Source organism: Geomicrobium sp. JSM 1781026, from assembly GCF_041949955.1.
Lineage (GTDB): Bacteria > Bacillota > Bacilli > Bacillales > Marinococcaceae > Geomicrobium_A.
The window spans coordinates 474,873-493,331 of sequence record NZ_JBHFQF010000001.1 but is presented as its reverse complement, the minus strand read 5'-3'; the positions used below and the strand labels follow the sequence as shown (position 1 = coordinate 493,331).

Genomic DNA, 18,459 nt, shown 5'->3' with positions numbered 1-18,459 from the left:
AGTCTAAATAAGGAGCAAAGACCTATTCAGACTCCGTCATCTGTGCCAACTGCTCAATAATTTCTTCGAGTGACCACACTCCGTCTGCGTAACCCGCTTCAATAATCGCACCTGGCATGCCGTTAACAACCGCACTCGTTTTCGATTCAGCAATCACGGTGGCATCGCCATTTTCTTTTAATGATTTGGCCCCGTCCTTACCATCTGACCCCATACCTGTCAGCACAAAAGCCATCACTTGAACATTTGTTATTTGTGAAAGTGACGTAAACAGTCGATTAACCGATGGCCGATGGTATTCCCCTGGATCTGGGGGAGCATCGCAACACATGTACAACCCGCCCCCCTTTTCTTCAATCGTCAAATGTGCGCCTGCCTTAGCAATGTATGCATAGCCTGGTTCGAGTTTTTTATCGTGTACCGCTTCTTGTACACCGATAGAACTGATCCCGTCAAGTCGATCTGCGAACGTTTTCGTAAAGGGTGCAGGCATATGCTGGACGATGACGATTGGAAAAGGAAACGTGTTCGGCAACCTCGTTAATATCGCCTGTAAAGCTCTTGGGCCTCCCGTCGATGTGCCAATGGCTACAATCGTCTTTTTAAGAGCATGTAATGGGGGCGGCGAAAGTTGCCTCGTCATTCGTTGACGAATCGCCCTCAGCTTTCTCACATCAACGTTTGATGCCTCTTGCAGCTTTGTGATCAACTGCTGCTCGAGCTCTCCCTTTTGATAATCTTTTGGATGACTAGGTTTAAGCACCACATCAATTGCCCCGTATTCCATCGCTTGTAACGTTTTCTTGGCGCCTTTATCTGTATGACTACTCACCATGATGACAGGCAAGGGGTGTGAGCGCATCACTTGAATGAGCGTTTCCAAGCCATCCATAACCGGCATTTCAATGTCAAGCGTCATCACATCGACATGGATGCGGTCGAGTAATTCTAATGCCACTTTTCCATTTCGGGCGACACCAACAACTCGGAGTCCTTTTTGGTTTTCAATAAGCTCACGAAGCCATTTCCTCATGAATGCAGAATCATCAACGATGAGGACGTTCATCTCGATCCTCCTTATGTTGAATAAGAATCGTAATACATTGATTTAACAACGATTCTTTGTCTGATAATAGACCGATATAGGTAATGGATAATTGCAGAAATGCCGCACTCGTGTTCACTAGATTTTGAATGGCTCTTGTTGACTTCGATTCGTCGCTCTCACTATTCACGATGACAAAACACGCGGCAGGCAATTCAGAACGATGTTTTTTTAACCATTCGTATAAAGTGGTGATGTCGGATGGATCGGTCCTCGAAATTAAAAATAAAACAGATGCATGGTGAGGAAGTGCCTGACTAAAGGAGATTTGAACGTGCGGCCTGCGCGTTTCGATCTCCCCCTCAAGCAGTTGCTCGAATACTCGCGTGTCTTGCTCACTTGCGCCGACTGTCGCAACACGAACGCTTTGTTGTACCCCTTCATACATTTGCATTCGGTTTCGTAATTCGTACGCTTGGTCTTTCACGATCGCAACCTCCCTTTACGAAGTAATTGGCAAATGAATAGCGATTTAACTGGAGCAAATCATCGGGAACGGCTTGGCCATTCGTTACAGCCAAAACAGGAAGCTGTGTTTTTTCCATGATGGTCAACATCTCTCCAATTGTCTTCGTTTCATCGAACTTCGTGAACAGAAGCTGATCAACGTGTAGCTTCTCAAATTGCTCACAGACGCGCAGAAGGTCTGACTCTTTCGCTGTTAGGCTTAATGCTAGCACGACTTCTGTTGTGTCATCCCGTTCACCCAACCAGTCACAAAGTTCTTCAACACGATCAGCATTTTGATAGTTTCTTCCTGCAGTGTCAACGAATAGAATATCCACGTGTTTTAGTTTATCTTTCGCGAGCCGATAGTCTTCTTTCGTATACGCCACTTCAATCGGAACATCTAAAATATTGCTGTATGTGATAAGTTGATCAACCGCAGCAATTCGATACGTATCACACGTAATGAATCCTACAGTTCGCTGCTTTTTTAATTTATACAGCGCTGCAATTTTTGCTAGGGTCGTCGTCTTCCCAACGCCTGTTTGCCCTACAAAAATAGCCACAGTTGTATCATCTTTGAGAGCATTTGTGAAAGGCGGGTCCACAAGCAATGGCCTGAGCGCCTGTTCCAACAATTCCACATCTGTTTGTTCGTTTTCTCGTTTATAGTAGAGCGGATACATCTCATGTTGAATGTGCTTTAGCGTGTCACCCTCTACGCCTTGGGCTTCTAGTTGTCGAACGATTCGTTCCAACTGCTCAGGTTGATACGCTTTTGCATCCAGGTTGGGTCGTTCCACGATGGGCACGTTCGGAACGTGCTTCACAGGCTTTTGGACGAGCTCTCGTTTTTCTTCTTTTTCCTCTGTCGCTGCAATGACTTCAATGATTGTTTCTTTTTTCAAACCGAGGAAGCGCTTTTTAATGACTTGGCGATCTTGCAAAATCACGGCTTCATTCCCAAACGCTTGCTTCACCTGATTCATCGCATCGCTTACTGTTTTTCCGTAAAACCGTTTCACGTTCATGCTACATTCACCACCCCGACACTTTGGATCTCTAGATCGGATTCTAACTCGTTATATGAGAGAACGGGTACATTCGGCAAATACCGTGATAACAGTTGCTGCAAATGCATGCGTACCGCAGGCGAGCAAAGGATGACAGGAGATTGTCCCATTTGCGAAAGCTTCATTGACTCATTTTGCACAGCGTGTACGATCTGTTCTGCATCGTCAGGACCGAGCGACAAATACGTCCCGTGATCGGTCTGTTGCAGTGCATCAGCTAACTTCTTCTCAACGCCACCGCCAAGAGTTACCACATAGAGCGGTCCACCTTGTGGTGGTTTTACCGCTTGTGTAATTTGTCTTGATAAAGATTGGCGGACGTACTCTGCCATTAACTGTGGGTCTTTAAACATCGGTCCGTAATCTGCGAGTGTTTCAAAAATGACCGCCAGATTACGTATCGACACCCGCTCCTTCAATAGACTCCGTAACACTTTTTGGATATCGCCGAGCGTCAATGGATTCGGCGTCACTTCTTCAACGAGTGCAGGGTGAGTCGTTTTCAAGTGTTCAACGAGTTGCTTCGTTTCCTCTCGTGTGAGCAACTCATGTGCGTGCTTTTTCAACGTTTCTGTTAGGTGGGTGGATACGACCGACGGCGGATCAACAACAGTGTAGCCCGATAGTTCGGCAATATCTTTCACATCATCAGTAATCCAAAGTGCTGGCAACCCAAAAGCAGGTTCTGTCGTCTCAATGCCTGTCACTTGCTCGTCTTCAACCCCTGGGCTCATCGCCATGTAATGATCGAGCAACAACTGACCACGTTCGACTTCACTTCCCCGCACTTTAATTACATATTCATTCGGTTGAAGCTGGATGTTGTCACGAATTCGGATTACTGGCACGATCATCCCTAACTCCAACGCCAGTTGTCTTCGAATCATAACGACACGGTCAAGCAAATCTCCACCTTGTTGACTATCAGCAAGAGGGATTAATCCGTAGCCAAACTCAAATTCTACCGGGTCGATGCTTAATAGTTGCGTCACATTTTCCGGTGTTGTCGTTGGTGGCTCTTCCTCTTCTTCACGAACATCTTCAACCGGCTCTTCTACAGATTTACGGTCAAGCATGTAACCACCAATACCTAAAAACAGTGCAATAGGCAACGTTAGCAAATTTGGAATTGGCGTGAAGATGCCAAGTAAAAAAATCGCACCAGCAGCCACATACAACAGTTTAGGATACGCAAGCATTTGCCTTGAAATATCTGCTCCTAGTGTGGCATCAGATGCAGCCCGTGTAACAACAATCCCTGTTGCGGTCGCAATCAAGAGAGCAGGGATTTGCGTTACGAGCCCATCTCCGACCGTAAGCAGTGTATATGTACTCGCCGCTTCAGAGAAACTCATGCCCATCTGTACCATACCGATAATAAATCCGAAAATAATGTTGATGAGCACGATGACGATCCCAACGATCGCATCTCCTTTCACGAACTTACTCGCCCCGTCCATTGAACCGTAGAAATCCGCTTCTTTTTCAATTTTTTCGCGACGTTGTTTCGCTTCATGGTCGGTAATCATTCCTGCATTCAGATCAGCATCAATGCTCATCTGCTTACCCGGCATCGCATCCAAGGTGAAGCGTGCGCCGACTTCTGATACACGCTCTGCCCCTTTTACGATTACGATAAATTGAATGACAACGAGAATTAAAAAGACGACGAAACCAACGAGTGGGTTCGACCCAACCACAAAGTTACCAAACGTGTCAATGACCTCACCAGCCTCGGCACGACCGAGAATGGCTCGCGTTGTTGACACACTAATTCCTACCCGAAAAAGTGTCGCTAATAATAAAACCGTAGGGAAGATCGAAAAGTCGAGAGGCTCTTTCATATTCATTGCGACGAGAATGATCATTAAGGATAATGAAATATTGACGATAATAAGAACATCGATCATTGGTGATGGCAAAGGAATGATGAGCATCGCCACAATTAAAATTACAAATACTAGAATAAACAGATCACGAAATCGCATGTGACTTCACCTCACTCCTTTGATCATTGTACGGATTTGTTCAGCTTATAAACGTAAGCTAGCACTTCAGCGACTGCTTTAAATAAATCTTCAGGCACGTCTTCACCAAGGCTAGCTCCGTCATATAACGAGCGAGCTAGCGGACGGTTTTCAACCATGGAAATGTCATGTTTTTTTGCGACTTGACGGATGCGTAACGCATTGTAGTCAACCCCTTTTGCAATTACCTTGGGCGCTTGCATCGTTTCTCCATCATAACGAAGAGCGACCGCATAGTGGGTTGGATTCGTGATGACCACGTCCGCTTTTGGCACCTCTTGCATCATGCGGTTCATCGCCATCTCTTGTGCACGTTGTTTTCGTTTTGCTTTGATGAGCGGGTCGCCTTCCATTTTTTTGAACTCATCTTTCACGTCGTGTTTGCTCATACGAATTTGTTTTTCATGGTCAAATCGCTGATACACGAGGTCAGGAATTGAAAGGATAAGCAGCAAAAGTGCAGAAGCAATTCCGATCATCACCGTTAGCTGACTCACGACCAAAAACCCGTCATTCACGTCATATAACGCAAGAAAAAGTAAGTCATCTCGGTACAACCATAAAATACCGAAAGCAACCATTCCGACGAGAATGATTTTTAAAATCGCTTTCGTTAATTCAACGAGTGCACGAGCAGAGAAAATTCTCTTTAACCCTTTTAGAGGGTTGATCTTTGACAGCTTTGGTTTAATCGCTTCTGGTGCAAACAAGACGCCGACTTGCATCATACTAGCGACAACTCCTGCAAATGCAGCAACGAGCATAATCGGGGCAACGGCGATTACCATCCCAACCGTCACATCGGTTAAGAAACCCATCGTGTTCTCGACCGTAAACGTCATGCCAGACGTGTTAATATACGCCTCTGTAAACAAGTCGTACATGAATTGTCCAGGAATGGAGGCGAAAGCCATTAGCGATATAAAGACAACGAGCAAAATAATGGCTGTATTTACGTCATTACTTTTTGGAACTTGCCCTTTCTTCCGCGTATCTTGACGTTTTTTCGGCGTTGCTTTTTCTGTTTTTTCACCTGTAAAATACTGCAAATCCATCCGCATCGACATGTTATGCACCTCCAAAAAGCTGCATTAACATGCGCATACTGATGACAATTTCTTCAACAAGTCGTTGAAGAAGCCAAAAGAATGCCGGCAGCATGAGCATCATAATCGGTAGACCTAAAATTATCTTCAGAGGAAGACCGACAACAAACACGTTCATTTGTGGTACCGCACGCGACATCATGCCTAGAGCGACATCAACGAGAAAAAGTGCACCAACGACTGGAAATGCCATTTGAAAAGCGATAATAAACATCGTCACAAACGCTTCAACTGCTGTTTGCATGACCGCTTCACTCGTCAAGTTAATGTCGACTTCATCAATCGGAACATATGAAAAACTATAGAACATCCCGTCTAATAACAGGTGATGACCCCCTGTCACAAACAAGAACAAAACCGCAAACGCATAAAGAAACCCTCCCGTTAACGGACTTTGCGCACCCGTTTGTGGGTCGATGACGTTAGCGACGAGAAAACCGATCTTCAGGTCAATAAATGCCCCTGCCGTTTGCACAGCGTAAAACAACGTTGAGGCAATTAAACCGATTAACAAACCTACGAGCACTTCCTTGACGACGAGCAAAATAAATTGTCCATCCAACGCAACGATTGGAGAATCGATCGTAAAGATTACGATAAAAGCAAAGTAAACCGCAAAGCCAATCTTAAAATACGCTGGTACATTTCGATAAGAAAATACCGGTAAAGTTGCTAAAAATGCAAGCAGACGAACAAATACGAGCAAATAGGCGGGTATTAGGTTTATCCATTCCATCGGATCATCCTATAAAGTTATGTAAGTTTGTATACAACTGTTCAGTAAAAAATATGAGCTCATTTAACATCCACGCCCCAAATACGACAATTCCGGCTAACACACCAAGAATTTTGGGTATGAATGCAAGGGTTTGCTCTTGTATTTGTGTGGTCGCCTGAAATACCGCTACCGCCAGCCCAATGACGAGCGCAAGAACGAGCAACGGGCCTGCAATGATGATAATGACCATCACACTGCGCTCGGCAAGGCTTAACACCGTTTCATGTGACATTCGAATCGTTCCTTTCTACTAGAAGCTAATCAAGAGCGACTGCACGACCAAATACCATCCATCCACAAGCACGAACAACAACACTTTAAATGGCAAGGAAATCATGACCGGTGGAAGCATCATCATCCCCATGGACATAAGTACACTAGCGATAATCATGTCAATGACGAGAAATGGAATAAAGATGAGAAAACCGATTTGAAATGCGGTTTGCAGTTCACTAATGGCAAAGGCTGGAACGAGTGCCGTTAACGGAATATCATCAAGCGTTTCCGGGGCTTCCATTTCGGCATACCCCATAAATAAAGCCAAATCCTTCTCCCGCGTATGTTCAGCCATAAACGTTTTTATCGGTGTAGCCGCAAGCTCAAACGCTTCTTCTTGATCAATGTCACCTTCTAGAAAGGGTGTGACGGCCTCTTCGTTAATCTCTAAAAGCACAGGACCCATAATGAAAAACGTCAAAAATAGTGCCAACCCGATTAACACTTGGGTCGGTGGCATCTGTTGTGTCGCAAGTCCCATCCGGACGAAACCTAACACAACAATGATTCGTGTAAAACACGTCATTAGAATAAGGAATGCAGGTGCAAGCGTGAGCACCGTGAGCAACAATACGAGCCGGACCGTCATCGCGACATCTTGAGGATCGTCACTGAGCCAATTGCCTACATCAATACCTGGAATTGCCGTAATGACTATGCTCATTTGCCAATCCCCAACGAGTCAACCGATGATCTTTTGGCGCTCTTCGTTTGACCGAGCTTTCGCTCAAGCGATTGCACCGTCTCATCCTTTTTCGCTTGTTTTTGCAAAAACGATTTCGCATGCGTCATGAAATCAGGAGCGCTATAGGTTTGATCTGCTTTTTCTACGAGCTGTCGGATTTCGTCTTCGTCACGAATCTCATCGAGAAGTTGAATGGAATCGCCAACACCAACAATAAAGAAACGATCACCGACTCGTATCACTTGAACAGACTTTTGTTGCCCGAGTTGTATGCCCCCTAGGTTTTGCAACATGCCACTGGATTGCACATGGTGGCTTTTACGCCCGAGCATTTTTAGCAATACGTACATAATGAGAAGTACGGCAGTGAGTGCGAGCCCAAGTTTAAACAACACGCTCCACATGCTTTCCTCAGCAGCTGCACTCCCGCCGACTTGAATTTGTTCTTCTTCAGGAACAACGGGGGCACTTTCCACTTCCCCCACCCCTTCATTGTTCTGAAGTGTATCTGCTACTGATTGATCCGCAAACGCATGAGGTGCAGGGAATAACAAAAGACTACACATGGCAAAAACGATTGCGGTCCATGGTTTGATCATCCTCATCCCCATGCCCCCTTACTGACCGAGCGTTTTATTTACTGCATCAATGACGCGGTCCGCTTGAAATGGTTTGACGACAAAATCTTTTGCCCCGGCTTTAATGGCATCCACAACCATCGCTTGTTGTCCCATCGCCGAACACATAATTACTTTCGCCTCTGGGTCAAACGCACGGATTTCTTTTAATGCTTCGATGCCGTCCATTTCTGGCATCGTAATGTCCATCGTCACAAACGTCGGTTCTGTCTCTTTATACTTTTCAATTGCATCTTTTCCGTTTTCTGCTTCCCCAGCAACGACAAAATTGTGCTTTTCCAAAATATCCCGAATCATCATTCTCATAAATGAAGCATCATCAACAATTAATACACGGCTTGTCATGAACTCCGCCTCTTCTCTGTTTATTTTAGGTTTTCTAAACGCTCGGCTTGGCTAACGATATCGGTCACACGCACACCGAAGTTCTCGTCTATAACGACGACTTCGCCTTTAGCGACAAGACGGTGATTGACCATAATGTCAACCGGTTCACCTGCCAGCTTATCCAGCTCGATAATCGATCCTTGAGTAAAACTTAAAATATCCTTGATCGACCGTCTTGTGCGGCCGAGCTCGACCGTTACATCAAGGGGAATATCCATAAGCATGTTCAAGTTGCGTGACTGACTTCTCGTGAGTGGTTCTTCTTCAAAGCTCGCAAACTGCGCAGGTTGTACTTCTCTGTCATCCATTGCGAACTCTTCATGCAAATGTTCTTGTCGCTCGTTAGTTGGTGGAGGTGAAGGCGGGACTGACGTTGCCTGAGCAGGTCGGGTTGGCTCCGGATGAGAATCCTGCTCAACCGTTTTCTCTTCTACAGGCATCGCTGGCGCTTCAACTGCACCTGCGTTATCGCCAGGGTTCATGAGCAGCTCGACCATTTCTTTTGCAAACTCCACTGTCACCAGTTGCATGATGATGGAGTCGATCAACTCACCAATCTTTAAACGAAAAGAAATCTTAATGAGCGTCGCTTCATTCGGAAGCTGTTCAATGCCGTCTCCTGCCTCAACATCCAACATCGTAATGCCAGGAGGAGAAATGTCCACTCTCGTATTAAAGATCGTAGACAATGACGTTGACGAACTACCCATCATTTGATTCATCGCTTCTTGCACGGCACTAATGTGCATTTCCCCGAGCTCGCTTGACGGTTCAGTACCGTCGCCACCAAGCATCAGGTCCGCGATAATTTGTGCATCTTTCTCTTTAATGACGAGCACGTTCGTCCCTTCAAACCCTTCTTTATATTGGACGTGTACCGATACGTGGGGAGCAGGGAACTCCTCTTGCAATAAATCTGATTTGACCGCTTGCACAATTGGTGTTGTAATCGACACTTTTTGGTTTAGCAGCTGAGAAAGCGTTGTTGCCGCCGTCCCGAAAGAAATATTGCCAATTTCACCGATCGCATCTTTTTCAATTTCCGTTAGAAATTGTTGGATATCGGTCGTCGCTCGTGTTGGTGCAGGCGGATAGCCGTCGTCTGTCTTTTCAGTTCGTTCGGCTTCTGCTTCATCTTCGAGCCCTTGCAACAGCTGGTTAATCTCCTCTTGAGAGAGCGGCTCATCATTCATCGTCGACATCCTCCTTTATTTCTTCTCTCACTTGCACAGCTATTCTTTGTTTTTTTCGTCCAGGCTGTACATAATATTTAGGTTTTTCTCCGACATTTGTCACAAGTGGGTCATGAACACTTTGACCTAGTTCCAAAACATCTCCAGCTTTTAAGTACATAAGCTCTTCTACCGTGAGTGTTGACGTTCCAAGGATCGTTTGGATTAACAGGTCAGCTTTATGTACCGAGCGCTTCAAATTCCCCTCTTCTTGTTCATTGCGCTCTTTGTTCGGCGATTGCATCCAGTAGTGCGCAGACAACTTCGGCAATAGCTCCTCAAGCACGACATACGGGAGGCAGACGTTAATCATCCCTGACGTCTCATTGATCGTCGTTGATAAACTAATAACGGCTACCGTTTCATTCGGACTGAGCAATTGCACAAATTGCGGGTTCACTTCTAAATCATCCATGACCGGATCTAAATCAATGACCGATTGCCATGCTTGTTGGAAACTATCTAACATATAGTGAAACGTTTGCGATAGCAACCTTTTTTCGATTTCAGTCAGGTTTTCAATTTTATTCATTCCAGCACCCGACCCGCCTAGAATACGGTCCACCATCGCATAAGCAATGTTTGGGTTTACCTCGATGAGAAACCGACCGTCAAGTGGCGAAACGTCAAAGATGTTCAATAACGTTACTGACGGGATGGAGCGAATAAACTCCTCATACGGAAGTTGGTCGACAGACGTCACATTAATTTGCACATAGGTTCGAAGCTGCGCAGAAAACGCAGTCGTTAATAACCGGGCAAAGTTTTCGTGAATGCGCGTTAACGAACGCACTTGATCTTTTGAAAATCGGACCGCCCGCTTGAAATCGTATGTATAAATGCGCTTTGCCGCATCTTCTCTTAACAGTTCTTCTGCATCCATCTCTCCGGTCGAGAGTGCGGACAAAAGCGCATCAATCTCCCCTTGTGACAATACATCTGCCATGAAACTCACCTCTTTTACTGAATCACTCGTTCCGTCGTGTACACTTCGACTACCGTCCCACTCTCAAGCAGCTCGTTAATGTCGGTTCGAAGCGTTTCTTCTAGCTCCCTTAGCCCTTCTGAACTGCGAAGCTCTTCAGCACTTTGTTCAGCGAGCCGATGAATAATCAAGTTTTTAATCTGAAAATCACGCTTCTCTACGTCCGCTCGTGTGTCCGGGTCGTCCGTCTCAATTCGAAATGACGCACGGATTATATGGTCACTGCCAAGGTTCGTTGTCAGCTGATCGGTGTCCCAAGAACGATGGATCACTTCGTCAATACTCGGTTGTTCCGAACCTTCAGCCTGTTCTTCACCAGGCATGCCTAGAAACCATATCGAAGCTGTCACGAGAGCTACACTGAGCGTAATGCCAGACATTATAAGCACAAACTTCTTCACTCGGTTTCCTCCTTCGGTTTACTTTTCACGACAATACCGAACGTCTCATACTTGGTCTCAATCTGTTCAATCACATCGTCCAATGTATTTCTTACAACAAGCTTACGATTGTTCGTTAATGTGAGCGTCGTGTCAGGTAAACTTTCCACCGTTTCAATTTGCATAAAGCTCAAGTAAAATACCGTTTCATCTAACCGGAGTAATCGAATCATATGTACGTATGCGAGCCAGGTCCACCCCGGCCCGCGCCTCCCTAATCAATTATTTCAAGTTCAAGAGCTCTTGTAACACTTCGTCGGACGTCGTAATAATTCTCGAGTTCGCTTGCAAGCCACGCTGAGCGGTAATCATCTCCACAAATTCTTCAGATAGGTCAACATTTGACATTTCCAGTGCACCGGCAACGAGATTGCCGGAGCCCCCCTCACCAGGGGTAACTGGATCACCAGGCGCTCCTGAGTTTGGTGATGGACGGTATAAGTTGCCGCCAACTTTTTCGAGACCTTCAGGGTTCGGGAAAGTGGCGAGTTGGATGGTACCTACTTCCCCAGCGTCAGGACCTCCTACAGCAAATACTACGCCGTTTGAACCTATGCTGAAGCTTTCCGCAGTAGATGGAATAGTTATGTTTGACCCATTTCCATCTAGCAAATAATTACCGTTTGAATTTACAATGTTGCCATCTCCATCAAGGTAAAAATTCCCAGCACGTGTATACAATATATCTTCATCAGCTGCACCATTGGGACCTACACGAAAATATCCATCCCCTGCAATGCCTAAATCCAACTCACGCCCCGTCGGCTGCAACGCCCCTTGGGTATGAATCGTATCGATAGAACCGGTTTGTACACCGAGGCCTATTTGTCTCGGGTTCGTACCGCCTAAATCTCCTCCAGAACCACTCGCTCCTTGCACGGTTTGGCTGAGCATATCTTGGAATGTGTAACGGCCTTTTTTGAATCCGAATGTGTTTACGTTGGCGATGTTGTTGCCGATCACGTCGAGTTTTTGTTGGTGGTTTTGCAATCCGGTTACGCCTGAATACATACTTCTAATCATCTGTATTCCTCCTTATAGTGGGTCGTTCGCGTCAGTCAGTCGGCGAACGGACAGCTTCCTTATCGGTCCAGCTGTTAACGTTTGAGTACAATCGTACCGTCAATGTTCGTGAAGATCTTGTCGGTTGCTTCTCGTTCTGAGAGCACGGTTACGACCGTTTCATTTTGGGCACTTACGACGAGGGCAGCATCGTTTGTGAGCACGAGAGGCTGTGAAATACCTTTCGCTTTTGCTTCATGCACTTTTTCTGTCACCCGTATCCATTGTTCTTCGGACATATGAATTTGTCGTTCTTTCATACGCATTTCAGCATGTTTACTAAGTTTTAGCGGTTCTTTCGTTGTGGCTGCCTGTAATGCTTCTTGAAATGATCCGGTATTTGATTGAGCGGTTTTTACACTTTTTTTCGTAGGTGGATGGGCCGTTTGCACGGCAGCTAAAGGTTGATAAGGAATGTGCATTTATTCGTCATCACCTTCTGATGGTTCGCTTTTCAAAGCTACTTCGGTTAATTGTCGGCTGTCGACCCAGCGACCGGTATCGAGCTGAACTTGCAGTTCACCTGATTCATTTCTTCGTACTGCAGTGACTTCATTTTCACTATAGTGACGTTCTTCAAAGCCGTTATCATCTTCGATAATTCGGTACCAGTTCACTTGTTTTCCGATAAGCCCACTTAGCTGTACGAGTGAGGTATGTTCTTGTTGCTGAGTAAACTGTTGGATGTTGGCATTCATGTTCGTCAACTGCTCAAGGGAAGAAAACTGAGCCATTTGTGCGATAAATTCCCGGTCGTCCATCGGGTCTAGTGGATCTTGGTTTTGCAGTTGATGAATTAAAAGTTTCAAGAAGTCATCTTTTCCAAGAATCGTATCTTCGGGTTTTGCAACCGGTACCCCGTTCACTTGATTACGCTCGCCTGCCGCGGCGGTTTGAAAGTTCACGTTCATAACGTTTTGATCTCCTCCTCTTCTTTTTCAATGGTTTGTGCTAGCCACTCTTGGAACGAAGGGAAGTCCGTTTGTTCATCAGACAACGGTTCTTCGTATTGTGTCGTTTCATCGTCTTCTCGGTCCCGCTCCGCTTGCTCGCCATCAAGTTTTTGCTCAATGTCATCTACGGTGACTCGTTCGACTTGTATATGTTGTTGGTGGAAAGCGTTTCTGAGCTGAGGCAGCTGTGTTTCAATGAGTTCTCGAGCGGTTGCCGATGCGGTTAGTAAACGCGCTTCCATAACACCATTCGTTCGGACAAGCTCAATATGAAGCTTCCCTAGATGTTCTGGATGGAGGCGAATAGTGAGTGTCTCTTTGCCGCCAACCTGTTGAAACTGTGCTCGATTGAGAACAAAATGGAGTTGCCGTTGGAACTGTAACTCTTGTCGGTGCTTTGTATCTTCTGTTCCGATATGAATTTGATGCTGCTCCCCTGCGCCTAACGCTCTCATTGCGTAATACGGCGTAAATTCAACCCGTGACGCACTGTTCATAAAACGGTCGTCCAACAAAACGGGTGCCGGTCGTTCGATCGGTTGGCTGCGTTTATGATCGCTCGTTTCCAGTCGCTCTACACGTTCAATAACGGCTTCAATCTTCTTCACGACCGTTTCTTTGAAAACGGGTGAAGATGTTGTTTGTTCATCAATGATACGCTGAACGATCTTTTGCAAACGACCGAGTTGCTCGGCTGACGGTACGTATTGCCTTCGTAATTTGTCGATCATAACCTGAATTTCTTGCAAAGAAGAGGCTGCTACCCTCAAAGTCGGTTCATGGACTAGATCTTGGATTAAAGATTCAATATGAGCGAACTGGAGGTCGGTTTCTTCATGCAAGCGCTCCGTTTCTAGCTCGTTACGATCTTCAACAACCTCAACTTGTACTTGCTGTGGTCGTTCTCCTGGCTCGTCTTCGCGTGAGGTCAACCATTCGGCAATTCGTAATAACAATGTATCGAGTACGGTTTCTTCTTGGGCGTCGGTATCGGATATTTCTTCTTCTCGTGTGCTGTTCAACGTTTCTAACAGCTGTGCGAATGCTGGTGCTGATGAATGATCTTTTGTTCCTTGAGCGAAAACCGGTTTTAGCGAATCCTTTTCCGGGAATAGCTTATCTGTAAACAAACTTGAATACCCTGTCGTAATCAGTCGGTTCACCTCCTTTCAATCGTCTTGGTCGCTTAGCATCGTCATCACTTCTGCTGCAAGCTCAGCTTCCATGTTTTGCAAGATGCCCGAGCGGGATTGATCGTTCATTTCTGTCATGTGGGTGACGATTTCCTCACCACTCAGCTCACTCATAATATCTGCCGCTCTTCGCGGATTCATGTTTTCATAGATTCTTGCAATACGTGCAAGTTCTTCGTCAACAGCATCTTCTTCTGGTGGCTGCCCTCCCTCAAACGCAGCATCAATTTCATATTGTTCAAGTTCTTCTTCAAGAGCCTCAATCGTTTGCTCAGCAGCGAGCAGTTGTTGTTCTAGCACATCTACATCTGCAGAACTTGTTGACTCTTCTTCACGAATGAGCAATTCTTCCTCAGAATCAGCCGTGAACGTCTCCAATGGATTGAAGTCCAATACATAAAATACAACAGCCAAGATCGTTGCGAGCACAATACCAGGGATAAGTATGACAAACAGCAGAAACTGTTTGCCGCTCCACGAGGAGTGCTTGTCTTTTGATTTTTTCTTCATAGCCTCCCCCTACTCTGCTCGAATGTATTGCATGACCGCCGTTTCATCCAATTGCAGTTGCTCAAGACGGTTTTGTTCTTCTCGCTCACGTTCTTTGTTTTTTCCCTTCATTTTTTCAAGCTTTTTCAGTTCGGTGTTTGCTGCTTGCCACTCTTGTTTCATTTTGACCATATGTTGCCGGGATACATCGGCTTCATGTTGCCAAATGAGAATTTGTTTCTCCAATCGTTTGGACATTAGCTCTGCTTCTTGTAGCGCGGCAATGGTCGTTCCCGCCACCACATTTTGGTCGACTTTTTGTTTAGTTGTCTCTTTTTGTTTGAGCCAGTGGTACAGTTCATAACCGACCGTTTCGAATTTTTTGACCGCTTCGTTATATTTCACCTGGCAATCGTTCGCTTCATTCTCTTTTACTTGCAACAACTTCTCTAACCTAAACCGAAAGGTCACGACCCGGTCACTCCTTTATGGCAATGTCATTCATCCACGCGCGCGTTTGGTCTAAAGAAACATGCTCTCCTGTTGACTGTTGCAAAAACCGTTGTATTTCTGGTTGAAGCTCTACCGCCAAGTCAATCGATCTAGCGTGTCCTTTTTTGTACGCCCCTACACTAATTAAGTCTTCCGTATCACGATAGGCACTCATTCGTTCACGAATGGTTTGCGCTGCCTGTTGGTGGTCTTTTTCTGTAATATCATTCATTAATCGGCTCACGCTTTTTAATACATCAATCGCTGGGTAGTGGCCTCGGTTTGCAATACTACGGTCCAAGATAAAATGACCATCTAAAATCCCCCGCACGGCATCTGTGATCGGTTCATTCAGGTCATCCCCATCAACAAGGACGGTATAAAAAGCAGTGATTGCGCCGTTTACACTCGTTCCTGATCGCTCTAACAGCTGAGGCAGCATCGCGAATACTGAAGGTGTGTATCCTTTTGTTGTCGGAGGTTCCCCTGCAGCAAGTCCAACTTCTCGCTGCGCCATCGCAAAACGTGTGACCGAATCCATCATTAAGTTCACATGTTTCCCTTGGTCTCTGAAATATTCAGCGATAGCCGTAGCCGTCTGTGCGCCTTTAATTCTGACGAGCGCTGGCTGGTCCGAAGTTGCGGCGACGACAATCGAGCGCTTCATCCCCTCTTCGCCCAATTCTTTCTCAATAAAATCTCGAACTTCTCTTCCTCGTTCACCAATTAAAGCAATCACATTCACATCGGCTGCTGAAGACTTCGTAATCATTGAAAGAAGTGTACTCTTTCCGACTCCACTTCCTGCAAAAATGCCGACTCGTTGACCTACCCCAACAGTAAGCAAACCATCAATCACTTTAATGCCTAACGGCATCGTTTCTGTAATTCTTGGACGAGTTAGTGGGTTGGGTGACGGTTGTTCTACTGCAACCTTTTTCAAGCCTCGAGGCAGCCGCTCACCGTTCAGTGGCTGACCAAGGCCGTCAACGACTTTGCCAATCAGGTCATTTCCAACAGCCACTTCAAGTGGTTTTCTCCGATTTTTCACGAGACTACCCGTTTGAATACGGTTCGTTTTGGAAAGAGGCATGAGCAAAAGATTCGTTTCTTTAAAACCAACGACTTCTGCTAATACAACCGAGCCGTCATTTTGATTAATTTCACAAATCTCTCCAACTGCAGCCCGGGGGCCTCGAGCTTCAATCGTTAAACCGACAACTCGGGTTACGTTGCCGTACCATTGGTATTGGTTGACAGTGGCGAGTTCTTCTATGAGATTAATAGCTTTCATGGTGCTCACGCTCACGAACGAGTCGGTGTTCTAATTCTGTGTGCAATCCATCCAATTGTGTGTGAACGCTCGCATCCAAATGCCCGTAAGACGTTTTGATTAAGCAACCATCTTCTTCTAGAGTAGGGTCTGCAAAAAAACGAACACGTTCCGCCATCGTAAGCAATGCTTCATACTCACCGCGACGTTGCACGGTGTCGGCAAAATGATTTGGATGGATGTAAATGAGCACTTCTTCTTCGTCTTTTACTTGCTCGATCGCTTGTTTCAAAAACTGGTCATAGCCTTCTGGCACGCTCACTACTTGGCCAACGATCTGTTTGGCAAACGCCATCGCTAGTTTTAAGATTGTTTCTTCCGCTTGTTCTACGTACCGGTCATAATCTTCCTTCGCTGCTTTTACGACGTGCTTTGCCCGGTCAATTTCCTGCAAATACGAATCATGTCCTTCTTGTTGACCTTTTTCATATCCTTTTTGCCAACCCGCTTCTCGTTGTTCTTCGTACAGACGTTTCGCTTCAGCTTCATGAAGCTTTTTCTCTTCAACGAGTGACGCTTCTAAACGGGCAGCTTCTTGCTTGGCAGATTCAATAATTGTGGCCGCTTTTTCTTGAGCGGCTCGAACGATGTTCACGCCAGTGTCTTGCATGGCGTCAACTTGCTCAGCTGACGATTCTTCGCTCGATAGTTCAGTCTCTCTTTCAATCGGTTGCAAGACGAGAGAAAATGGGCGCTCATTCGTTGAGCTTTTGTTTTGTCGATTCCGTTTTATGAGGTTAGACAATCACATCATCTCCCCCACCTCTAGCAATCACAATTTCTCCAGCTTCTTCGAGACGGCGCACAGCGTTGACAATTCTCGTTTGCGCGTCTTCTACTTCTTTCAAACGAACCGGTCCCATATACTCCATTTCTTCCTTGAACGTTTCTGCCATCCGCGTACTCATGTTGCTAAATAGAATATTTCTAACTTCCTCGCTTGCAATTTTAAGTGACAATTGCAAGTCTTCATTGTCTACATCGCGAATGATGCGTTGAATCGACCTAGCGTCAAGCGTGACAATGTCTTCAAACACAAACATCCGCTTTTTAATCTCTTCTGCCAGATCAGGATCTTGAATCTCTAATGAATCAAGAATCGTTCGCTCGGTGCTTCGATCGACGCTGTTAAGCACGTCAACAACCGCTTCTATTCCTCCAGCTTCCGTATAATCATGAGTGAACGTCGATGACAATTTCTGTTCGAGAACCGCCTCCACCTCACTAATAATTTCCGGAGACGTCCGGTCCATCGTTGCAATTCTTTTTGCAACATCCGACTGCATTTCAGAAGAGAGCTCCGAAAGTATTTGACCACTTTGGTGGGGGTCTAAGTAAGAAAGGACGAGTGCGATCGTTTGTGGATGCTCATTTTGAATGAAATTAAGAATTTGAACCGGCTCTGATTTGCGCGCAAAATCAAACGGGCGCACTTGCAACGTCGATGTGAGCTTCGTAATGATGGCCATCGCCTCATCGGTTCCTAGCGCCTTCTCTAGCACATCTTTGGCATAACCGATGCCGCCTTGCGTCATGTATTCTTGAGCGACCGCGAGTTGATGAAATTCGTGAATCAACTGATCTCGGTCTTCATTGTCTACTTTTCGAACGTTCGCAATCTCTAGTGTGAGCTGTTCGATTTCTTCTTGCTGTAAATGTTTATATACATTTGCAGATACGTCGGGTCCAAGAGAAATTAATAGCGCTGCTGCTTTTTGTTTGCCAGAGTACTTCTGTCGCGTTCGATTCATCTGTGAA

General features: G+C 45.7%; 23 protein-coding genes. All 23 read right to left on the bottom strand.

All coding sequences use genetic code 11. The features are described 5' to 3' along the window. Positions 1 to 22: 22 nt before the first annotated feature. The 23 genes from ACE1TF_RS02470 to fliG all read right to left on the bottom strand — a co-directional run bounded on the left by ACE1TF_RS02470 (position 23) and on the right by fliG (position 18,452). Positions 23 to 1,066, bottom strand: a complete 1,044-nt coding sequence (locus tag ACE1TF_RS02470; protein ID WP_375013938.1) for a protein-glutamate methylesterase/protein-glutamine glutaminase — start codon at positions 1,064 to 1,066, stop codon at positions 23 to 25. Beyond that, positions 1,047 to 1,532, bottom strand: a complete 486-nt coding sequence (locus tag ACE1TF_RS02465) for a hypothetical protein (protein ID WP_375013936.1) — start codon at positions 1,530 to 1,532, stop codon at positions 1,047 to 1,049. The genes ACE1TF_RS02470 and ACE1TF_RS02465 overlap by 20 nt, the downstream gene beginning before the upstream one ends. Beyond that, a complete protein-coding gene (locus ACE1TF_RS02460; protein WP_375013934.1) occupies positions 1,486 to 2,583 on the bottom strand; it encodes a flagellar biosynthesis protein FlhF in 1,098 nt (365 codons plus the stop codon). The genes ACE1TF_RS02465 and ACE1TF_RS02460 overlap by 47 nt, the downstream gene beginning before the upstream one ends. Next, complete coding sequence (gene flhA, locus ACE1TF_RS02455; protein WP_375013932.1) at positions 2,580 to 4,613, bottom strand: flagellar biosynthesis protein FlhA; 2,034 nt, start codon at positions 4,611 to 4,613, stop codon at positions 2,580 to 2,582. Before flhA ends, ACE1TF_RS02460 begins: the two co-directional genes overlap by 4 nt. Positions 4,614 to 4,636: 23 nt before the next feature. Beyond that, positions 4,637 to 5,719 carry a flagellar biosynthesis protein FlhB gene (flhB, locus tag ACE1TF_RS02450; protein ID WP_375013930.1) on the bottom strand — a complete coding sequence of 361 codons (1,083 nt, stop codon included), beginning with the start codon at positions 5,717 to 5,719 and terminating at the stop codon, positions 4,637 to 4,639. A 1-nt stretch (position 5,720) separates the two neighbouring features. Then, positions 5,721 to 6,494, bottom strand: a complete 774-nt coding sequence (fliR, locus tag ACE1TF_RS02445) for a flagellar biosynthetic protein FliR (RefSeq protein WP_042423662.1) — start codon at positions 6,492 to 6,494, stop codon at positions 5,721 to 5,723. A 4-nt stretch (positions 6,495 to 6,498) separates the two neighbouring features. Then, on the bottom strand, positions 6,499 to 6,768 hold the full coding sequence (gene fliQ / locus ACE1TF_RS02440; RefSeq protein ID WP_042396883.1) for a flagellar biosynthesis protein FliQ: 270 nt from the start codon (positions 6,766 to 6,768) through the stop codon (positions 6,499 to 6,501). A gap of 18 nt (positions 6,769 to 6,786) precedes the next feature. Continuing rightward, positions 6,787 to 7,476 carry a flagellar type III secretion system pore protein FliP gene (gene fliP / locus ACE1TF_RS02435; RefSeq protein ID WP_375013927.1) on the bottom strand — a complete coding sequence of 230 codons (690 nt, stop codon included), beginning with the start codon at positions 7,474 to 7,476 and terminating at the stop codon, positions 6,787 to 6,789. Beyond that, positions 7,473 to 8,102, bottom strand: coding sequence for a flagellar biosynthetic protein FliO (locus ACE1TF_RS02430; RefSeq protein WP_375013925.1), 630 nt, complete (start codon positions 8,100 to 8,102; stop codon positions 7,473 to 7,475). Before ACE1TF_RS02430 ends, fliP begins: the two co-directional genes overlap by 4 nt. Positions 8,103 to 8,114: 12 nt before the next feature. Continuing rightward, positions 8,115 to 8,480: a response regulator gene (locus tag ACE1TF_RS02425; protein ID WP_042396885.1), complete on the bottom strand. Its 366-nt coding sequence runs from the start codon at positions 8,478 to 8,480 to the stop codon at positions 8,115 to 8,117. 20 nt (positions 8,481 to 8,500) lie between these two features. Further along, positions 8,501 to 9,715: a flagellar motor switch phosphatase FliY gene (gene fliY, locus ACE1TF_RS02420; protein ID WP_375013923.1), complete on the bottom strand. Its 1,215-nt coding sequence runs from the start codon at positions 9,713 to 9,715 to the stop codon at positions 8,501 to 8,503. After that, positions 9,708 to 10,700 carry a flagellar motor switch protein FliM gene (gene fliM, locus ACE1TF_RS02415; RefSeq protein WP_375013921.1) on the bottom strand — a complete coding sequence of 331 codons (993 nt, stop codon included), beginning with the start codon at positions 10,698 to 10,700 and terminating at the stop codon, positions 9,708 to 9,710. Before fliM ends, fliY begins: the two co-directional genes overlap by 8 nt. 14 nt (positions 10,701 to 10,714) lie before the next feature. Then, the gene (fliL, locus tag ACE1TF_RS02410; RefSeq protein WP_052363411.1) at positions 10,715 to 11,140 is read right to left on the bottom strand and encodes a flagellar basal body-associated protein FliL; all 426 of its coding nucleotides are present in this window, start codon (positions 11,138 to 11,140) and stop codon (positions 10,715 to 10,717) included. Further along, on the bottom strand, positions 11,137 to 11,352 hold the full coding sequence (locus ACE1TF_RS02405; RefSeq protein ID WP_042396891.1) for a flagellar FlbD family protein: 216 nt from the start codon (positions 11,350 to 11,352) through the stop codon (positions 11,137 to 11,139). The genes fliL and ACE1TF_RS02405 overlap by 4 nt, the downstream gene beginning before the upstream one ends. A 49-nt stretch (positions 11,353 to 11,401) precedes the next feature. Then, positions 11,402 to 12,202 (bottom strand): flagellar basal body rod protein FlgG, encoded by an 801-nt coding sequence (gene flgG, locus ACE1TF_RS02400; protein WP_375013918.1) that lies wholly within the window; start codon positions 12,200 to 12,202, stop codon positions 11,402 to 11,404. Between the two features lie 74 nt (positions 12,203 to 12,276). Further along, positions 12,277 to 12,663: a TIGR02530 family flagellar biosynthesis protein gene (locus ACE1TF_RS02395; RefSeq protein ID WP_375013915.1), complete on the bottom strand. Its 387-nt coding sequence runs from the start codon at positions 12,661 to 12,663 to the stop codon at positions 12,277 to 12,279. Further along, entirely contained in the window at positions 12,664 to 13,152 is a 489-nt protein-coding gene (gene flgD, locus ACE1TF_RS02390; protein ID WP_052398449.1) for a flagellar hook assembly protein FlgD, read from the bottom strand. Then, positions 13,149 to 14,357 (bottom strand): flagellar hook-length control protein FliK, encoded by a 1,209-nt coding sequence (locus tag ACE1TF_RS02385; RefSeq protein WP_375013913.1) that lies wholly within the window; start codon positions 14,355 to 14,357, stop codon positions 13,149 to 13,151. Before ACE1TF_RS02385 ends, flgD begins: the two co-directional genes overlap by 4 nt. Before the next feature lie 6 nt (positions 14,358 to 14,363). Further along, positions 14,364 to 14,897, bottom strand: a complete 534-nt coding sequence (locus ACE1TF_RS02380) for a MotE family protein (RefSeq protein ID WP_375013911.1) — start codon at positions 14,895 to 14,897, stop codon at positions 14,364 to 14,366. A 9-nt stretch (positions 14,898 to 14,906) separates the two neighbouring features. Further along, positions 14,907 to 15,347: a flagellar export protein FliJ gene (fliJ, locus tag ACE1TF_RS02375; protein WP_042396906.1), complete on the bottom strand. Its 441-nt coding sequence runs from the start codon at positions 15,345 to 15,347 to the stop codon at positions 14,907 to 14,909. Positions 15,348 to 15,354: 7 nt separating this feature from the next. Next, positions 15,355 to 16,662 (bottom strand): flagellar protein export ATPase FliI, encoded by a 1,308-nt coding sequence (gene fliI, locus ACE1TF_RS02370; protein WP_375013909.1) that lies wholly within the window; start codon positions 16,660 to 16,662, stop codon positions 15,355 to 15,357. Then, a complete protein-coding gene (gene fliH / locus ACE1TF_RS02365; RefSeq protein ID WP_375013907.1) occupies positions 16,649 to 17,446 on the bottom strand; it encodes a flagellar assembly protein FliH in 798 nt (265 codons plus the stop codon). Before fliH ends, fliI begins: the two co-directional genes overlap by 14 nt. Next, positions 17,439 to 18,452 (bottom strand): flagellar motor switch protein FliG, encoded by a 1,014-nt coding sequence (gene fliG, locus ACE1TF_RS02360; RefSeq protein ID WP_375013905.1) that lies wholly within the window; start codon positions 18,450 to 18,452, stop codon positions 17,439 to 17,441. The genes fliH and fliG overlap by 8 nt, the downstream gene beginning before the upstream one ends. Between the last annotated feature and the right edge of the window lie 7 nt (positions 18,453 to 18,459).